Annotated in this window: 17 protein-coding genes; 14 read left to right on the top strand and 3 right to left on the bottom strand. The window is 74.5% G+C overall.

What is annotated here, in order from left to right:
• The first annotated feature begins 5 nt into the window (after window positions 1-5).
• From Cch01nite_RS00615 to Cch01nite_RS00605, 3 genes are read left to right on the top strand one after another with little or no spacing between them, the layout of a single operon-like run.
• Entirely contained in the window at window positions 6-1,061 is a 1,056-nt protein-coding gene (locus Cch01nite_RS00615) for an OmpA family protein (protein WP_239069762.1), read from the top strand.
• Window positions 1,058-1,681 (top strand): hypothetical protein, encoded by a 624-nt coding sequence (locus tag Cch01nite_RS00610; protein ID WP_203747278.1) that lies wholly within the window; start codon window positions 1,058-1,060, stop codon window positions 1,679-1,681. The genes Cch01nite_RS00615 and Cch01nite_RS00610 overlap by 4 nt, the downstream gene beginning before the upstream one ends.
• Complete coding sequence (locus tag Cch01nite_RS00605; RefSeq protein ID WP_203747277.1) at window positions 1,678-2,439, top strand: hypothetical protein; 762 nt, start codon at window positions 1,678-1,680, stop codon at window positions 2,437-2,439. The genes Cch01nite_RS00610 and Cch01nite_RS00605 overlap by 4 nt, the downstream gene beginning before the upstream one ends.
• A gap of 208 nt (window positions 2,440-2,647) precedes the next feature.
• On the opposite strand, the gene Cch01nite_RS00600 is transcribed toward Cch01nite_RS00605, so the two are convergent.
• Entirely contained in the window at window positions 2,648-2,992 is a 345-nt protein-coding gene (locus Cch01nite_RS00600; RefSeq protein ID WP_203747276.1) for a DUF192 domain-containing protein, read from the bottom strand.
• A 127-nt stretch (window positions 2,993-3,119) separates the two neighbouring features.
• Between Cch01nite_RS00600 and guaA the strand changes: the two genes are divergently transcribed.
• The 6 genes from guaA (at window position 3,120) to Cch01nite_RS00570 (ending at window position 9,695) form a co-directional block, all read left to right on the top strand.
• On the top strand, window positions 3,120-4,718 hold the full coding sequence (gene guaA, locus Cch01nite_RS00595; RefSeq protein WP_203747273.1) for a glutamine-hydrolyzing GMP synthase: 1,599 nt from the start codon (window positions 3,120-3,122) through the stop codon (window positions 4,716-4,718).
• Window positions 4,719-4,864: 146 nt separating this feature from the next.
• Entirely contained in the window at window positions 4,865-6,718 is a 1,854-nt protein-coding gene (locus Cch01nite_RS00590) for a hypothetical protein (RefSeq protein ID WP_203747270.1), read from the top strand.
• Window positions 6,715-7,341 carry a hypothetical protein gene (locus Cch01nite_RS00585; RefSeq protein WP_203747268.1) on the top strand — a complete coding sequence of 209 codons (627 nt, stop codon included), beginning with the start codon at window positions 6,715-6,717 and terminating at the stop codon, window positions 7,339-7,341. The genes Cch01nite_RS00590 and Cch01nite_RS00585 overlap by 4 nt, the downstream gene beginning before the upstream one ends.
• A 100-nt stretch (window positions 7,342-7,441) precedes the next feature.
• Window positions 7,442-7,855 (top strand): DUF3817 domain-containing protein, encoded by a 414-nt coding sequence (locus Cch01nite_RS00580; RefSeq protein WP_239069692.1) that lies wholly within the window; start codon window positions 7,442-7,444, stop codon window positions 7,853-7,855.
• Window positions 7,856-7,902: 47 nt separating this feature from the next.
• A complete protein-coding gene (locus tag Cch01nite_RS00575) occupies window positions 7,903-9,045 on the top strand; it encodes a glycosyltransferase family 4 protein (RefSeq protein ID WP_203747266.1) in 1,143 nt (380 codons plus the stop codon).
• 161 nt (window positions 9,046-9,206) lie between these two features.
• Window positions 9,207-9,695, top strand: a complete 489-nt coding sequence (locus Cch01nite_RS00570; protein ID WP_203747265.1) for an aromatic ring-opening dioxygenase LigA — start codon at window positions 9,207-9,209, stop codon at window positions 9,693-9,695.
• Between the two features lie 63 nt (window positions 9,696-9,758).
• On the opposite strand, the gene Cch01nite_RS00565 is transcribed toward Cch01nite_RS00570, so the two are convergent.
• Both Cch01nite_RS00565 and Cch01nite_RS00560 read right to left on the bottom strand, forming a co-directional pair.
• Entirely contained in the window at window positions 9,759-10,466 is a 708-nt protein-coding gene (locus Cch01nite_RS00565) for a hypothetical protein (RefSeq protein ID WP_203747263.1), read from the bottom strand.
• Window positions 10,463-12,073, bottom strand: coding sequence for a PspC domain-containing protein (locus Cch01nite_RS00560; protein WP_203747262.1), 1,611 nt, complete (start codon window positions 12,071-12,073; stop codon window positions 10,463-10,465). Before Cch01nite_RS00560 ends, Cch01nite_RS00565 begins: the two co-directional genes overlap by 4 nt.
• 136 nt (window positions 12,074-12,209) lie before the next feature.
• Here Cch01nite_RS00560 and Cch01nite_RS00555 point away from each other — a divergent pair, with 136 nt between their 5' ends.
• The 5 genes from Cch01nite_RS00555 to pcrA all read left to right on the top strand — a co-directional run bounded on the left by Cch01nite_RS00555 (window position 12,210) and on the right by pcrA (window position 17,962).
• The gene (locus Cch01nite_RS00555) at window positions 12,210-13,637 is read left to right on the top strand and encodes an ATP-binding protein (RefSeq protein WP_203747261.1); all 1,428 of its coding nucleotides are present in this window, start codon (window positions 12,210-12,212) and stop codon (window positions 13,635-13,637) included.
• Window positions 13,634-14,326 (top strand): LuxR C-terminal-related transcriptional regulator, encoded by a 693-nt coding sequence (locus Cch01nite_RS00550; RefSeq protein ID WP_203747259.1) that lies wholly within the window; start codon window positions 13,634-13,636, stop codon window positions 14,324-14,326. Before Cch01nite_RS00555 ends, Cch01nite_RS00550 begins: the two co-directional genes overlap by 4 nt.
• A 40-nt stretch (window positions 14,327-14,366) precedes the next feature.
• Window positions 14,367-14,717: a hypothetical protein gene (locus tag Cch01nite_RS00545; protein ID WP_203747257.1), complete on the top strand. Its 351-nt coding sequence runs from the start codon at window positions 14,367-14,369 to the stop codon at window positions 14,715-14,717.
• A 46-nt stretch (window positions 14,718-14,763) separates the two neighbouring features.
• The gene (locus Cch01nite_RS00540) at window positions 14,764-15,246 is read left to right on the top strand and encodes a DUF456 domain-containing protein (protein ID WP_203747255.1); all 483 of its coding nucleotides are present in this window, start codon (window positions 14,764-14,766) and stop codon (window positions 15,244-15,246) included.
• Between the two features lie 70 nt (window positions 15,247-15,316).
• Window positions 15,317-17,962 (top strand): DNA helicase PcrA, encoded by a 2,646-nt coding sequence (pcrA, locus tag Cch01nite_RS00535; protein WP_203747253.1) that lies wholly within the window; start codon window positions 15,317-15,319, stop codon window positions 17,960-17,962.
• Window positions 17,963-18,037: the final 75 nt, after the last annotated feature.

Genomic DNA, 18,037 nt, shown 5'->3' with positions numbered 1-18,037 from the left:
GACGCATGGTCGCGATGGTCGTCGCCGCGCTGGCAGGGGCGACGCTCCTGTCCGGGGCGAGCGCGCCGGCAGACGAGGGCGGCGTGCCGTCCGGGGTCGTCGAGGTCGACGGGCAGGAGGTGCCGGTCCTCGGCACGTTCGCCTACCACCAGCGCAACACGGACACGAACCCGGCGATCCGCGGCCTGGTGCACGGCGTGCGGCGCATCGACGGCGGCACGGTCCTGTACTACTCGATCGGCTGGGACTCGCCGAAGCCGTTCGAGGGGTGGCTCGCGTACCCGGACTCCTCGTCCCCGTACAAGATCCTGCACGCGACCGACGTCCAGCTCGTCGACACGGCCGGGCTGGCGGCCTACCGCCCGCTGGCCTCCGCGGAGACGACGTTCACGACGCTCACGACGGACCTCGACTCCGAGGGCGGTGAGCTGCGGGTCGCGTGGGCCGTGTTCCCCGAGCTGCCGCCCGACGTGACCGAGGTGCAGGTCACCATGCCGTACGGGACCGCCTCGGGCGTGGTCCCCGTCGAGGACGGCGCGCTCGAGCCGGTCGGCAAGGACCCCGCGCCGTACGTCGGCGAGGGCTGGCCGAAGCTGCCGACCGCCGCCGAGCTCGCCACCGCCGACCCGGCGACGCGGACGTTCCCGCTCGCGCGCCGCACGGAGGCGCTCGACGGCGCGACGAAGGTCCTGGAGTCGCCGGAGAACGTCGCGGTGACCCTCGACGCGAACGTGCTGTTCGCGTCCGGGTCGGCGGAGCTGACGCCGCAGGCGAGCGAGACGCTCGCGACGGTCGCGGCCGACATCGCCGCGCGCGGCACGGGGCAGGTCGTCGTGACCGGTCACACCGACTCCGACGGCTCGGACGCGTTCAACCAGACCCTGTCGGAGCAGCGCGCGCAGTCCGTCCTGGCGGTCCTGCAGCCGATCTCGGGCACGAAGGTCACGTTCGTCGGTGTCGGCAAGGGGGAGACGGAGCCGGTCGCGCCGAACTCGACGGACGAGGGCAAGCAGGCCAACCGTCGCGTCACGATCGTGTACGGCGTCGGGGGGAACTCATGAGCGGCATGAACCGGTCCGGCGTGCTCACGGGCGCGGTGCTCGTGGCCGTGCTCCTGGCGGGATGCACGGGCAAGGACGACCCGTCGCCGACGTCGGCCCCGTCGGGCTCGTCGTCGGCGGCGAAGAACACGTCGATGACCCGTGAGGAGCTGCAGAAGGCCGTCTTCGGCGCGGACCTCGGCACCTCGACGGTGCTGGGCTCGGTCGACGGCGCGGTGCCGGACCCCGCGCACCCCCTGCCGGCCCGCATCGACGTGACGTCGGTCGTGGCCGACGACTCGAGCACCGTCGTGAAGTTCACGCTCGTGAACACCGCAGGCACCGACCCGCTCGTGCAGATGTCGGCGTTCAACAAGTGGCGGCCGCTCGCCGGGGACATCCGCGACGTCGCGCTCGTGGACCCCGACGCGGGGCTGCGCCTGCGACCCTTCGTCGGCTGGCTGGGCGACACGTCGCACGACGCGGGCATCTGCACGTGCGCGACCGCCCCCCTGCAGATGTCGGAGGTCGGGCAGCTCCTGTCCGCGACCTTCCCGGCCCTCGACGCCGCGACGACCACGGTCTCCGTGGAGATCCCCGGGTTCCCCGCCGTCGAGGGCGTGCCCGTGACGCGACGATGACCGCACGGTCCCTCGGGGCCGGGCGCGCCCGGTGGCGCCCGGCCGGCGACGACGGGATGGCCGCGAGCGGCATCATCATGACGGTCGTGGTCGGCGTGCTGTTCCTGCTGTTCGCCGTGATCGTCCCGCTGCTGCGGGCCACGGAGCAGTCGGGCCGCACGCAGACCGCCGCGGACGCCGCGGCGCTGGCGGGGGCGGTGGGGGCGCGCGACCGGGCGGTCACGGAGCTCGGCGACGCGAGGTCCGCGCTGCGTCCGGCGGTGCTGACGGGGACGCACGAGACGTGGCGGTTCACGACGTCCGTCGCCGGTGGCAGCGGGTACGTCGGTGCGTCGCAGTACGCGGTGCGCAACGGTGCCGCGGTGGAGTCCTACCACCACGACGCCACCCGCGACCGCGTGCAGGTGGACGCCGTCCTCGACGAGCAGGCGCCGCAGGGCGGCCCGGTGCGGTCGCGCGGTGTCGCGCAGCTCGGGGTCGAGCTGGCGAGCTGTGAGATCGACGCGGGCCGTGCGATCACCGGGTGGACCGAGCCGCCGGAGCCCACGCCGACGCCGACGCCCACGCCGTCGCCGACGCCCACCCCGACACCGACGCCGACGCCGACGTTCGAGCCGGAGCCCATCTACGGCCCGTGGTCGTTCCGGCTCTCGTGCTCCGGCGCCCACGGGTTCACGCTCACGGACTCGGACGTCGGGGACCTCGTCGACCACGGCCAGGACGAGCTCGCCGACCTGAGGCCCCGACTGGTCTCCTGACCGGTCCGCGGGCCGAGCCGGACAGGCCGAGCCGGACGGGCCCAGCCGGACGGGCCCGTCGCCCGGGCCTGCCGGGCGGGCGGACGGGCCGGTGTGCCCACCGGCGGTCGTCGCCGGGCACCTACGGTCCGGTACGGCGACGTGGTGGAGCAGGTCGAGGGCAGCATCGCGGTGCTCGACACGGACGCGACGCCCGCCTACTGACCGGTCAGGACGACCCGGCGCCGAGGGTCACGACGGAACCGACGGCCAGGCCCCAGCGACCGAAGCTGCCGACGGGCGCCTCGAGCACCTGGGTGCCGCCGCGGATCGTCGGCGTCAGCCCGAACGGCCGCAGGACCCGCACGTCGAGCACCGAGCCGGCCGCGTCGATCGCGGCGACGTCGAGCGGCTCCCGCATGCCCACGCCGTGGACGGAGCGCGCCGGGACGAGCAGCAGCGCGGGCGGCAGCGGGCGGCGTCCGAGCATGCCGCGCAGCCGCGCCAGGTAGGAGTCGGCGACGACGACGGGTGCGACGTCGCGACCGTCGACGACGAGCGTCCGTACGGGCATCGGTCCTCCAGCTCGCCGTGGCCGGCGCGGTGCCGCCGACCTCGCGCGCACAGTACCGGGGCCGGGCACGCGGGGGAGTCGTGGGACGGCTGTCCGGACGTCCTCGCGCGACGACTACCCTGGGGGCGTGACCCAGACGCCTGAGCCACCGTCCCCCGCCCACCGTCCGGTCCTCGTCGTCGACTTCGGCGCCCAGTACGCGCAGCTCATCGCGCGGCGGGTCCGGGAGGCGAACGTGTACTCCGAGATCGTCCCGCACACGGCCTCCGTCGCGGACCTGCTCGCGAAGGACCCGGCCGCGATCATCCTGTCGGGCGGTCCGTCGTCCGTGTACGCCGACGGCGCGCCGTTCGTCGACCCGTCGCTGTTCGAGGCCGGCGTGCCGGTGCTCGGCATCTGCTACGGCTTCCAGGCGATGGCGCAGGCCCTCGGTGGCACCGTCGCGCAGACCGGCCAGCGCGAGTACGGCGGCACCGCGGTCGAGATCACCGAGGCGGGCACGGTCCTGTCGGGCAGCCCGCAGCAGCAGACCGTCTGGATGAGCCACGGCGACGCGGTGCACGCGGCCCCCGCCGGGTTCGACGTGCTCGCGACGAGCGCGGGCAGCCCGGTCGCCGCGTTCGAGGACCGCAGCCGCCGCCTGTTCGGCGTGCAGTGGCACCCGGAGGTCAAGCACTCGCCGCTCGGCCAGAAGGCGCTCGAGAACTTCCTCTACGAGGGTGCGGGGCTGGCGCCCGACTGGAACCCGGGCAACGTCGTCGCCGAGCAGGTGGCACGCATCCGGGCCCAGGTGGGCGACGCGCGCGTGATCTGCGGGCTGTCGGGCGGGGTCGACTCGTCGGTCGCGGCCGCGCTCGTGCAGAAGGCCGTCGGGGACCAGCTGACCTGCGTCTTCGTCGACCACGGGCTGCTGCGCACCGGCGAGGCCGAGCAGGTCGAGAAGGACTTCGTCGCCGCGACGGGCGTGCAGCTCAAGGTCGTCGACGCGCGTGACCGGTTCCTGCGCGCGCTCGCGGGCCACACGGACCCGGAGACGAAGCGCAAGATCATCGGCCGCGAGTTCATCCGCGTGTTCGAGGACGCGGCACGGGAGGTCGTCGCCGACGCAAGTGAGCGGAGCGGGCCCAGCGGCGAGGTGAAGTTCCTCGTGCAGGGCACCCTGTACCCGGACGTCGTGGAGTCGGGCGGCGGCGAGGGTGCCGCGAACATCAAGTCGCACCACAACGTGGGCGGCCTGCCCGACGACCTGCAGTTCGAGCTCGTCGAGCCGTTGCGTGCGCTGTTCAAGGACGAGGTGCGGGCCGTCGGTCTGGAGCTCGGCGTGCCGGAGGGGATCGTCTGGCGCCAGCCGTTCCCGGGACCGGGCCTCGGCATCCGGATCATCGGCGAGGTCACGCAGGAGCGGCTCGACGTGCTGCGCGCCGCCGACGTGATCGCCCGCGAGGAGCTGACGCGGGCCGGCCTGGACCGGGACATCTGGCAGTGCCCGGTGGTGCTGCTCGCGGACGTCCGCTCGGTCGGCGTGCAGGGCGACGGCCGGACGTACGGCCACCCGGTCGTGCTGCGCCCGGTGTCGTCGGAGGACGCGATGACGGCCGACTGGACGCGCCTGCCGTACGACGTGCTCGCCACGATCTCCACCCGCATCACGAACGAGGTGCCGGAGGTCAACCGGGTCGTCCTCGACGTCACGAGCAAGCCGCCGGGCACCATCGAGTGGGAGTGACGGCTCCGAGCCGCTGACTCGACCGGCTGACCTGGGCCGGCAGGGTGGGCCCGTGGGCCCACGCCGGCCGCCCGTCGAGGGTCACCGAGCCCGTCGCGCGGGCGTCGCCGCTGGCTACCTTGTCCGCGAGGACAGGGAGGTGCGGCGTGGAGCCGATCGACGTGAGGGCAGCCGCCACGGGTGCCATCGGCGGGGTGGTGAGCTACTTCGCCGTGTTCCTGGTGGCCGTGCCGGCGCTCTCCGGGATGCTGGTGGCGGCGGGGCCGGTCGTGACCGCGCTCGTCGTGATCGCGGCGCAGGCGGTGATCATGCTGCTGCTGGGCGCCGCGGTCGCGCTGCTCGTGCGGCGTCGTCGCGGGCTGCGCAGCCGGGGCTCGGCCATGTCGACCGTGCTGACCGCCGGCGGCTGCGGTCTCGTCCTGGTGCTCGTGCTCGGTGCGGCAGCCGCCGCGGCGACCGCGCAGGGCGGGATCACGGGCCAGGCGGTCATCGTCGGAGCGGTCACGTGGCTCGGGCTGCCCGCGCTCGGTGCCGCGGTCGTGCCGCCCCGCGAGGCGCCGCGGACCTCGTACGACGCTCCCGCACCGGTCGACTTCGAGCGGGGCGGTGCGCTCGCCGGCGCCCGCTCGTACGGTGACGCCGGTTCGGCGAGCCTGGAGTCGGTGGGCGTGACGACCGTCGCGGTGCTGCTCATCGGCACCCTGCTGCTGGTGCTCTCGCCCGCGGGCGGGTGGTTCACCGACAACCTGCGGGTCGCGCTGTGCCGCATCGTGACGCTCGGCCAGGGCGGCTGCGGCGCGATGGTCAGCCCGTCGGCGGAGAGCCACAAGCCGAAGGACCCCTGCGTGCTGAGCACCGACAACGACGTGCGCGCCGCGAGCCTCGACGTCGTCTTCGTGACGGTGAAGGGCGGCGGCACGATCCGGGTCGAGAAGCTCTCGGACGGCACGTTCCGCGTCTCCGCGGAGGGCAGCGGCGGCGCGGGCGCCCAGGTCGGCGTCGGTGCCGGGGCGAGCATCACGATCGACGACCACCAGTTCGGCGGGGACGCCGAGGCGCAGCTCGCCGGCTACGTGGAGGCCGCCGGCGGCGCGACGTGGGTGGTCGACGAGGCGGGCAAGAACAAGCTCGTCGACTACCTCAAGGAGGAGCGCAACTGGGCGTCGGTGCAGTCGGCGATGTCGTCGACGCCGCTGGGGGCTATCGGCAGCGGCGCCACGTGGGCCGCGCACGGCGTGTGGAACTGGCTGACGGGCGACTCGTACTCGCCGCCGGAGCCGACGGAGATCTACGGGCAGGCCGGCATCGGCGGCACCGGCAGCGCGAACGCGGCGAGCGTCGTCTCCGGTGCGTCCGCCGAGGTCAACGTGGCGACCGCGATCGGCTCGCGCGTGAACGTCAAGACGGGTGAGACGACCCTGTACTACACGGAGCAGATCGACGGTTCCGCGTCGGAGAACGTCGGGTTCGCGCCCGTCCACGGCGGCATCGGCCAGGCCGAGGGCAAGATCAAGGTCCTCGTGGCCGTGACCATCGGCAAGGACGGCGTCCCGGTGCGTGTCACCACGCAGGGCCTCGCGGTCGGCGACGCGCAGGCCGCGGCGTCGACGGTCTTCACCGGGTCGCTGGGCGAGCCGCAGTCGTCGAACGGCCGGCTCTTCACCGCGACCGTCGACCTGACCGGCCCCGAGACGTCCCGCATCGCCGGCGACCTGCTCCGCGCGACCGGCATCATGCCGAACGGCACGGCGGTCGACCAGGTCCGGGGCGCCTACGATGCGCTGGCGACGTTCACGCAGGCCGCCCGGGACCGCGGCGTGCTGACGAAGCAGGACGTGAACTCGTCGTCGAACACGTCGTTCGGCATCCAGGGCGGGGGCGAGTTCGGCCCGCTGGAGCTCGGCGCGTCGTTCAAGAACTCGACGGACAACGTGAGCTCGGAGAAGGGGTACTGGTGGGACGGACAGGGATGGCGCTCGTGGGCGGAGTGCACCGCGTGAGGCCGCGCACGGCCGTGGCGCTGGTGGCGGTGGCCGTCGTGGGCCTCCTCTCGACGAGCGGGTGCTCGGCGGGGACGGGCTCCCCGTCGGCGTCGTCCTCGGCACGCCCCGCGACGGCGCCGACGGGCCCGCCGTCCGACCTGACGCCGGCCACGGCCGACGGCGACGAGCAGAGCATCGGCTCGGTCGCGACGGTGACCGTCCCGGAGGGGACGACGAGCGAGCCGGGCACGGTCGACGTCGAGGGGGCCGAGCAGGTGCTGCTCCGCCTGCCCGACGGCGACGAGCAGGGGCTCCCCGCGCTGCAGGTGACGTGGCAGGAGGACGCCGCGGCCGGTGTGCTCGAGCAGTCGTGGTCCACCGAGAACCTCAAGAAGGCCGACCAGTCCGTGCACGACTACGTGCGCAGCCCCGTCGAGTGGCCGGGCTCGGACGAGTCCGTGGTCTCCACCTGGACGGAGACCGTGCCGCTCGCGGCCGGCGGCACGGTCGAGGTCGACGCCCTCTCGCTCATGGTGGGCTCCGACGACGGCGCGGTGGTGTACGCGATCGCGTTCGCGCCCGCCGGTGAGCTGGACTCCTCGACGTCGCTGGCCGCGCTGCGCACCCTGACGCTGAGCTGATCCCGGGCTGATGCCGGGCCGGCCCCGGCTGACCCGGGACGGGTCCGGGACGGGTCCGGGATGGGCGACAATCGTCGGGACGACGAGAGGACATCCACCCGTGACCGAGACACCGACCGGCGGCCCCACGCCCGTGAGCACCGCACCCGTCGACCCCTGGGCCCGCCGCGCGCGCGGTGCGCTCGCCCGGTACCGGGTCATGGCGTGGATCACCGGCACGATGCTGCTGCTGCTCTGCGTGGAGATCGTCCTCAAGTACGTGCTCCAGGTGAACGGGCTCGACGCGGACGGCTCGCCGAAGCCGGTGATCGGCACGTGGGTGGCGTTCGCGCACGGGTGGATCTACGTCGTGTACCTCGTCACCGTGGTCGACCTGTGGTCCACGATGCGGTGGCGCCTGGGCCGGCTCGCGGCGCTCGCTGCCGCCGGTGTGGTGCCGGTGATGTCGTTCGTGCTGGAGCGCCGCGTGCACCGGCAGGCCCTCGCGGCGGTCGAGGACGCGGCCGCCCGGTGACGCGCGTCCCGGCCGTGCGTCGACCGGCTCGCGGTTAGCCTGTCGCGGTGCGGATCGTCCACGTCTCCGACTGCTACGCCCCGAGGACCGGAGGGATCGAGTCCCAGGTGGCGGACCTGGCCTCTCGGCAGCGGGCCGCCGGCCACGAGGTGCACGTCCTGACGGCGACCCTCGGTGCCGCGGGGGAGCGCGGCGGTGTCGTCGACCTCGAGGACGGCGTGCACGTCCACCGGCTCGGTGCCCGCATCCCGTTCGACCTGCCCGTCAACCCCGCCGGGCCGCGGCTGCTCCGTGACGCGTACGCCGCCCTGGAGCCCGACGTCGTGCACGTGCACGCGGGGCTCGTGTCGCCGTTCGCGTTCGACGGGTCGCGGCTCGCCCTCGAACGCGGCCTCCCCACCGCGATCACGTGGCACTGCATGCTCGACGGCGTGATCCCCGCGCTGCGGTCCGCGGTGCACCGCACGCACTGGTCCCACCCGCGGGCGGCGCTCAGCGCGGTGAGCGCGGTCGCCGCCGAACGCGTGCGGCGGGTGTTCGACGCGCCCGTCGAGATCCTGCCGAACGGGCTCGACCTGGAGGCGTGGGCGCCCGACGAGCCCGTCGAGGACGTCCCGCCGGCCGACACCGACGCCGACGCCGGTCCGCTGCGGCTGGTCGCGACGATGCGGCTGGCCCCACGCAAGCGCGCCGTCCCGCTGATCGAGCTCGTCGCCGCGGCACGCGACCGGCTGCCCCGCGGGGCGCTCCGGCTCTCCCTCATCGGGTCCGGTCCCGCCGCCACGCGGGTCCGGGCGACGGTCGCCCGGACGCGGCTGCAGCAGGTCGTGGACCTTCGCGGCCGCCTCACGCGTCCCGCGGTCCGGGACGCGTACCGCGACGCCGACGTGTTCCTCGCCGTCGCCGAGCTCGAGGCGTTCGGCATCGCCGCGCTCGAGGCGCGGACGGCCGGCCTCGCCGTGGTCGCCCGCCGGGGCACGGGGGTCGCGGAGTTCGTCGAGGACGGCGTCGACGGCCTCCTCGTCGCCGACGACGCGGAGATGACGGAGGCCGTCGTGCACCTCGCGCGCGACCGTCGGCTGCTCGACGGGATCCTCGCCCACAACCGGGCGGTGCGGCCCGCGTTCGGGTGGACCGACGTGCTCGCGCGCGCCGAGGGCGAGTACGCCCGCGCCCGGTCGCTCGCCTGAGGCACGCGACTCGCCGCAGCGCTTTCGTCCCCTTCGTCGGGTGCGTCCCGACCTGCGTCGCTACAGTCGATCTGCAAGGACGCTTCTCTCGTGAGCTCGCCGGGTGACCGGGTCCGGAGCACCGGACCCTGGCTGTGGGGACAGAAGGGGATCGGGGAGACATGTCGACAACTGCTGTGGGGGACAAGTCGGGGACCGTCCGGGTCCTCGCGCTGCTGACGATCATCGCCGGGGTCGTGTACATCATCCTCGGTGCCGTCACGTGGGGGGCCGTCTCGAGCAACCTCGCGGCCGAGAAGATCACCGTGTCCGACGACGCGAGCGCCTTCCAGGGCCAGCTCGTCGACACCCCGTGGGAGGCGTGGGTCCAGGCGGACATCATCAACACGCACGCGCTCAAGGCGTCCGGCGGCAAGACGTACGCCGAGCTCCCGCAGGACGACCCGACCCGGTCGACCGTCATGACGGCGTCGTTCCTGCGGGCGTCGCTGTTCACGTCGGTCGTGGCGTTCGGGGTCGGGCTCCTGGTGGTCGGCACCGGGATCGTGCTGGTCCTCATCGGCTGGGCCCTGAGGGCCATCGGCGGCAAGAAGGTGGTCGTCGAGACCACGCCGGGCGTGACGGAGGCGGCTCCCGCGCCGGCGGCCTGAGCCTGCACGCTCACGCCCGAGGCCCGGCCCCGACGACGGGGACCGGGCCTCGGGCGTTGCCGGTCAGTGCCGGGAGCTGCGCGCCCCCGAGACGATCGACCCGACGAGCAGGGCCGTGCCCGCCGCGGCGAGCAGCACGATCACGGACAGCTGCAGGTCGATCGAGAATCCCGACGCCCACGCGAGGATGCCCACGCCGATCGTCGCGATGACGAGCCCCCACACGACCGTGCTGACCCGCAGGCGGGGGCGCGGCCGGGCCGGCGCGACAGGCAGCGCGGTCGGCGGTGCGGTCGGCGGCGCGACGGCGGGAGCGGGCTCCGGCTGCGCGGTGTACGCGGTGTACGCGGTCGACGTGGCGGCCGGCTGGGGGCTCGGCCGGGCGGCCTGCGCTGCGGCGGCGAGCGGGACCGTGTCGTCCACGGGCGGCTCCGGTGCGTCGTCGGACGGCTCGGGGAAGACGACCGTGGAGCCGTCGCCCGCCAGGACGAGCGTCGGCTGGTCCGTCGGCTCGGCCAGGTCGGCCGCGGGTGCCTCGACGTCGCCGTCGAGCGGCTCCTCGTCGGGTGCCGGTGCCGTGCCGGACGGGCCCTCCTGCGCGTCCGGCACGGCACCGGGGGCGTCGTCCACGGCGGGGAGGACGGCGGTCGGTTCGTCCTGCCCGTCGGCCGTGGCCTCGGCCGGCTCGTCGACCGGGGGGAGCACGGCGGTCGCGTCCTCGTCCGGCCGCGGGTCCGTGCCGTCGTCCGGCCGGGACTTCTTGGTGCTCATCGGTTCTCCTCCGTGATCAGGACGTCGCCGGCGCCGACACCGACGTGCAGGTGCAGCTGCGGCGTCCCACCGTCGGCCTGGTCGTTCGAGTAGGTGACGGTGCCGAGGCCGACCCCGTCGTGCTGCGTGTGCTCGCCGTCCACGTCCCACGTCATGCTCCCGGCGCCGATCCGGACGTCCGCGACCACGCCGGCGTCGTCCGGGACGACGATCGTGAGGTCGCCCGCGCCGAGCGAGACGGGCACGTCGAGGGTCTCCGACGTGAGCGTGATCTGCGTGAGGTCGACCGTCACGTCCCCGAAGCCGAGGTTGTAGCCGCGGGCGGCGGTGACACGGTCGGGCACCTCGACGGAGGTGGCGCTGAACGTGCGGTGCGCGCCGTCGGTCCACCACCACTCGCCGACGCCGGCGCTGGCGCCCACGGGTCCGGCGACGAGGATCGCGACGATGGCGAGGAACCCGAGCGTGCCGCTCGTGCGGCCCCGCAGGCCGGAGACGATGATGCCGAGCCCGGCGAGGACGATCGCGACCCCGAGCGCCGTGAGCAGCACGGGCCCGTCGAAGTCGCCGCTGCGCTCCGCGAGCAGCAGGACCGCGAGGCCGAGCAGGCTGAGCGCGACGACGATGCCGACCATCGCGACGCCGGGGCCGGAGCGCGGGGGCTTCGGCGGCTTCGGTGCTTTGACCGGGGCCGGCGGTGGGGTCGGCCGGGCACCGGTGGCCGGGCCGTAGGGCGGTGGCGGTGTGCCGGGGCCACCCGTCGAGGCCGGGCCGTAGCCGCCGACGGGGGAGCCCGTCGGGTACGTCACCGGAGGGGCCGTCGACGGGTAGGCGGCGGCCGCGGCGGCGAACGGAGCCGTCGTGGCGGTCGGCGCGGCGTACGTCGGGGCCGGGGGTGCGGCGGCCGGCGCACCGGTCCACGGGCCCGTCCCGGCGGGCGCGGCGGTGGGTGCGGTGCCGGTCGCCGCGGTGCCGGCGGGGCCGTACGGCGGGTACCCGGCAGCCCGCGGCGCGACGGGCTGACGGCGGTTGAGGGCGACGACGACGAGCGCGATGCCGCCGACGACGAACGCGAGCCACAGCATCGCCTGGATCCATCCCGGCGGGCCGTTCCAGAACCAGAACCACGAGTCGCCGCGGCCGAACCCGACGAGCACGAACGCCAACGCCCCGAGCAGGGCGACGTCGAAGCGGCCCGCGATCATCTCCTCGAGGTGGATCCGGCCGTCACGCTGCTCCGGCAGGAGAGCCCAGGCGACGCCGTACACGATGAGCCCGAGCCCGCCGAGCAGGACGGTCACGGCGAACAGGCCCCGGACGAGCAACGGGTCGAGACCGAAGCGCCGTGCGACGCCGTCGCACACACCGCCGATCCAGCGGTCGTCGCCGCGGAACAGCCCCGTGCGGCGGATGCCGGTGAAGAAGCTGTTCTCGCCGGCCGGTCGCGCCGGGCCGGACGCCGGGTACGGGCCGTACGGGGCGTACGGGGCGTAGCCGCCCGGCGTCCCGGGTGCGGGGCCGGTGCTCCCGGCCGGTGGCGCCGTCGGACCGGCGCCGGGTCCGGCGGTGGCGCCGGCGGGTTCCTCGGCAGAGGGGGTCGTGTTCATGTCTCGATCGTGCCCGCCGGGCCCCCGTGCGCGGCATCGGGTGCCACCCTGAACCGACCCTGAACGTGCGGGCCCGCGTCCCTGAAGTCCGCCCCGATCGGGCCCTGAGCGGCTCCGGGCGTGTGACGATCGGTCCGTGCACCCCACATGGAGCCCGCCCGCCGGCACGCCGCCGACGACCCGGCTGCCGCTGCGCCGTCCGGACCACGGACGCTGGTTCGGCGGCGTCGCGACGGGTCTGGCCGCCCATCTGCACGCCCCGGTGGCGCTCGTGCGGCTCGCGTTCGTGCTGCTGACGCCGCTCGCGGGTGCGGGCGTGTTCCTCTACGTGTTCTGGTGGCTCACGGTGCCGGCCGGGGACCCGGCGGACGCCGCACGGCTGGCCCGGCCGAGCGCGGTCTCGCGCCTCGCGACCAGGCAGGGCATCGTCCAGCCCGGCCGGCGGCTGCCGCTCACGGACATCGCGGTCGGGGTCGTCCTCGTCGTCGGTGCCGCGTTGCTGATCGCGATGCGCTCGGGCGCGGACCTCAACCTGCAGTGGCTGCTGCCCGTGCTCGTGGTGCTGGCGGGTGTCGGGCTCGCGTGGAGCAACCTCGACGCGGTGCAGCGCGGCCGGCTGCGAGAGCGGGCCGGTGGGCGCACGCCCGTGAGCGTGCTGCGGCTGGTCGGTGGTCTCGTGCTGGCGGGTGCCGGTGTGCTCCTGCTCGTCGGGGAGGGCACGGGCCGGGGCGTCGAGGCGGGCGTGCTGGTGCAGGCCGTCGTCGCGGCGGTCGCCGTGATCGTCGGGGCGGGCCTGGTACTCGCGCCGTGGTGGCTGCGGCTGGTGCGTGAGCTGGGCGACGAGCGGGCCGCCCGTGCCCGCGAGTCGGAGCGGGCCGACATCGCGGCCCACCTGCACGACTCGGTGCTGCAGACGCTGGCGCTCATCCGGGCGCGCGCGGACGACCCGGCGGAGGTCGCCCGGATGGCCCGCGCGCAGGAGCGCGAGCTGCGCGAGTGGATGTACGACGAGCGACCCGCCCCTGGTACATCGCTCGCGGCGGCCGTGCGGGGCGTGGTCGCGGAGGTCGAGGACTCGAGGTCCGGGCCGAGCGGCGACCCGGTGGCGGTCGAGGCGGTCCTCGTGGGCGACCGGGTGCCGGACGCGGACACGGAGGCCCTGATCCAGGCGACCCGGGAGGCGCTCGTCAACGCGGTGGTGCACGGCCGGCCCCCGGTGTCGCTCTACCTGGAGGTCGGCACGGCCGAGGTCGAGGTGTTCGTGCGGGACCACGGCGACGGGTTCGACGTCGAGAGCATCGGGCCGGACCGGTTCGGGGTGCGGGAGTCGATCATGGGCCGGGTCCGCCGGCGCGGGGGGACGGCCACCGTGACTTGCCGGCCCGGTCGTGGCACCGAGGTGCACCTCCGGGTGCCGGTACGGTCGACGACGGCACCCGGCGAACCGGTGCAGGAGCACCCGCCGGCGACGGTCCCGGAGCCCACGCAGGTGCCGGTCGGCGGTCCCGGCCCGCAGCCACAGCCGCCGGTGCCCCCGGCGGACGACGAAGGAGGCGCACGATGAGCGGCGAGGTCCCGACGGTCCCGGCCGGGCAGGTCGACGTGCCGGTCGACGTGGTGCTGGTCGACGACCACCACCTGTTCCGCACCGGGGTGCTCGCGTCGCTGGACGCGCGGGTCCGGGTGGTCGGCGAGGCGGACACGGTGGACTCGGCGATCGCGGTGGTGCACCAGCTGCAGCCGCCGGTCGTGCTGCTCGACGTGCACCTGCCGGGCGGTGACGGCGGCGGTGGCGCGGAGGTCATCAAGGCGTGCGCGGACGTCGCGACGCACACCCGGTTCCTGGCGCTGTCGGTGTCGGACTCGGCGGAGGACGTCGTGGCCGTGATCCGCGCGGGCGCGCGGGGCTACGTGACGAAGGCGATCGACGGGACGGCCCTGTCGGACGCGGTGCTGCGGGTCGCGGGCGGTGACGCGGTGTTCTCGCCGCGGCTCGCGGGTTTCGTGCTCGACGCGTTCGGTGCGGCGGCGGGGGACGTCGCGACGGGCGACGACGAGCTGGACCGGCTCTCGGCCCGCGAGCGGGAGGTGATGCGCCTGATCGCGCGCGGGTACTCCTACCGCGAGGTGGCCTCGGAGCTGTTCATCTCGATCAAGACGGTCGAGACGCACGTGTCGGCGGTGCTGCGCAAGCTGCAGCTGTCGAGCCGGCACGAGCTGACCCGCTGGGCGGCGGCGCGGCGCCTGCTCTGATACTTATCTGACACGGTGTCAGATCGCGTAAGGTGACGTCATGGACTTCCTCTACCACCTCCTCGTCGTCCTCCACCTGATCGGCTGGGCCATCGTGCTCGGCGGCACGCTCGTCAACCTGCGCACCCCGAAGATCGCGACCGGCGTGCTGCACGGCATCCTCACGGCGCTGGTCACGGGCATCCTGATGGTCGGGATCGCCGAGTCGACCGACGTCCTGAGCTACGAGCTCAACACCACGAAGATCGCGGTCAAGCTGGTCGTCGCGCTCGTGGTGACCGGGCTCGTGATCTACGGCACGCGTCGCCCGGAGAAGGTCACCCGCGGGCTCGTCGGCTCGATCGCCGGCCTGACCGTCGTCAACATCGCGATCGCGGTGCTCTGGCGCTGAGCGTGCGTCCTCGTGGACGCCGACCCGGGCGCTAGGGTCGGCGTCCGTGAGCCCGCTCGGTGAGGTCCTCGTCGGTGTCGTGGTCGCGGTCGGCCTGGTCGGCGTTGTCGTCCAGGTGCTGCCCGGCGCGCTGCTCGTGCTGGGCGCGGTCGTCGTGTGGGGCGTCGTCACGGGAGGCGTCGCGGGCTGGACCGTCGTCGTCGTCGCGGTCCTGGCGACCGTGGCCGCAGAGGTCGGGAAGTACCTCCTGGCCGGCCGGCACCTCAAACGGGCCGGTGTGCCCTCCTCCACGATGATCTGGGGCGGGCTCGCGGGCATCGTCGGGTTCTTCGTCATCCCCGTCGTCGGGCTTCCTGTCGGCTTCCTGCTGGGCACGTACCTCGCCGAGCTGGTCCGCCTGCGTGACGGCACGACGGCCTGGCGGGCGACGGTCGCGGCGCTGCAGGCCACCGGGCTGACGATCCTCGTGGAGCTCGCCGGGGCCCTCGTGAGCACCGCGGCGTGGGTCGTCGGGCTGCTCGTCACGTGACCGGTCGGACAGTCCGCCCACGGTGTCGGCGCGCCGGGATGTCGGACGTGACGCCTACTCTGGTGGTGCCATGACGTCGCTCTTCGAGAACCTCGCCCTGCCTCTGCCCGGCCTCCCGCAGGCGGGCCTGCCCGGCGCCGGTCCCGGCACAGCCGGCGGCACCGGAACCCGCCCCGGCGCGCACACGGGGGAGCCCTCCGGCCTGCCCACCGTCGTCGCCCCGCGCCCGCAGGACGAGCGCGCCCAGGAGGACGACGAGGAGCGGCTGGCCCGTCGCCAGGCCGCCGCCGACGCCCTGCTCGTCGGGCTGAACCCGCAGCAGCGGGACGCGGTCGTGCACCACGGCGGGCCGCTGCTCATCGTCGCCGGCGCGGGCTCCGGCAAGACCCGCGTCCTGGCGCACCGCATCGCGCACCTGCTCGCCACCCGTCGGGCGCGGCCCGGCGAGGTCCTCGCCATCACGTTCACCAACAAGGCCGCCGCCGAGATGCGCGAGCGCGTCGAGCAGCTCGTCGGCCCGTCCGCGCGCCACATGTGGGTGTCCACGTTCCACTCGGCGTGCGTGCGGATCCTGCGCCGCGAGGCCGCCACGCTGGGGCTGCGGTCGAGCTTCTCGATCTACGACGCCGCGGACTCCCAGCGGCTGCTCACGCTCGTCGCCCGCGAGCTGGACCTCGACCCCAAGCGGTACCCGGCGAAGGCGCTCGCGAACAAGATCTCCGCGCTCAAGGACGAGCTCGTGGACCCCGAGCAGTTCGCCGCGACGTCGGGCGGGGGAGCGACCAACGACTTCGACGCGGCGCTCGCGCAGGTCTACACGAGGTACCAGGCGCGGCTGCGGCAGGCGCACGCGCTCGACTTCGACGACCTCATCATGACGACGGTGCACCTGCTGCAGGCGTTCCCGGCGGTCGCGGAGCACTACCGGCGCCGCTTCCGCCACGTGCTCGTCGACGAGTACCAGGACACGAACCACGCGCAGTACGTGCTGGTCCGCGAGCTGGTCGGGGTGCAGAGCACGGCGCCCGTCGCGGTGGACGAGGTCGCGACGGCCGACGCGGGCGACGACGTGCCGCGCGGCGAGCTCACGGTCGTCGGCGACGCCGACCAGTCGATCTACGCGTTCCGCGGGGCGTCGATCCGCAACATCATGGAGTTCGAGGCCGACTACCCGGACGCGCGCACGATCCTGCTCGAGCAGAACTACCGCTCCACGCAGACGATCCTCTCGGCCGCCAACGCGGTCATCAGCCGCAACCCGGGCCGCAAGCCCAAGCGGCTGTGGACCGACTCGGGCCAGGGCGCGCAGATCGTCGCCTACGTCGCCGACACCGAGCACGAGGAGGCGCGGTTCGTCGCGCAGGAGATCGACCGGCTCGGCGACTCCGACGGGGTGCGGCCGGGGGACGTCGCGATCTTCTACCGCGCGAACGCCCAGTCCCGGGCGCTCGAGGAGGTGCTGATCCGCGTCGGGCTGCCGTACAAGGTGGTCGGCGGCACGCGGTTCTACGAGCGGCGCGAGATCAAGGACGCCGTCGCCTACCTGCGGGCGATCGCGAACCCGGACGACGACGTGAACGTGCGCCGCATCCTCAACGTCCCGAAGCGCGGGCTGGGGGACCGGTCCGAGGCGATGGTGTCGAGCTTCGCGGAGCGCGAGCGCATCTCGTTCGGCGCGGCCCTCGACCGGCTCGACGAGGTGCCCGGCCTGGGCACGCGCGCGGTGACCGGCCTGCAGGCGTTCGCCGACATGATGACGGACCTGCGGGTGCTGGCCTCGACGTCCGGGCCGGCGGAGGTCCTCGGCGCGGTGCTGGACCGCTCCGGCTACCTCGCGGAGCTGCGCGCGAGCGAGGACCCGCAGGACGCGTCGCGCGTCGAGAACCTCGCCGAGCTGCACGCCGTGGCCTCGGAGTTCGAGCAGAGCGAGCCGGACGGCGACCTGGCCGACTTCCTCGAGCGCGTCTCGCTCGTCGCGGACTCCGACCAGATCCCGACGCCCGACGGCGGCGACGACGAGGACGGTGCCGAGAAGCCCGCGGACCAGGGCGTGATCACGCTGATGACGCTGCACACCGCGAAGGGCCTCGAGTTCCCCGTCGTGTTCCTCACCGGCATGGAGGACGGCACGTTCCCGCACATGAGGTCGCTGACCGACACCGACCAGCTCGCGGAGGAGCGGCGGCTCGCCTACGTCGGGCTGACGCGGGCGCGGGAGCGGTTGTACATCTCGCGGGCCGCCGTCCGTACGGCGTGGGGCGTGCCCAACGAGTTCCCGCCCAGCCGGTTCCTCGACGACCTGCCCGACGAGCTCATCGACTGGCGGCGGCGTGAGTCGTCGACGTCGCAGCTGCGCGGCGGGTGGGGGTCGGGCTTCGGTTCGGGCGGGCGGTCGGGGTCGGGCGGCAACGGCTCGGGGTACGGCTCCCGTGGCTCGGGGTCCGGGTCGGGCGGGTACGGCTCGGGTGGCAGGTCGGAGCGCGAGTCGCGGCCCGCGCTGCCGTCGACGGGCGCGACGTTCGGTTCCGCGAAGCCGCGGCCGGACTCGGCGATCCCGAACCTGGCGATCGGCGACCGGGTCACGCACGACTCGTACGGCCTGGGCACGGTCGTCGCGCTGGAGGGGGCCGGACCGAACGCGGTCGTCAAGGTCGACTTCGGCTCCGAGGGCACCAAGCGGCTCCTGCTGCGGTACTCGCCGGTCGTCAAGCTGTAGGCCCACGGTCCGGGGCCGAGCCCGAGCACCAGCGCCCGCACGAGGCTCGGACGCGCGACCGTCGGCACCGGCCCG

Source organism: Cellulomonas chitinilytica (assembly GCF_016862675.1).
Taxonomy (GTDB): Bacteria; Actinomycetota; Actinomycetes; order Actinomycetales; family Cellulomonadaceae; genus Cellulomonas; species Cellulomonas chitinilytica.
The sequence above is the reverse complement of the archived record's forward strand: the minus strand, read 5'-3'. Positions and strand labels throughout refer to the sequence as shown.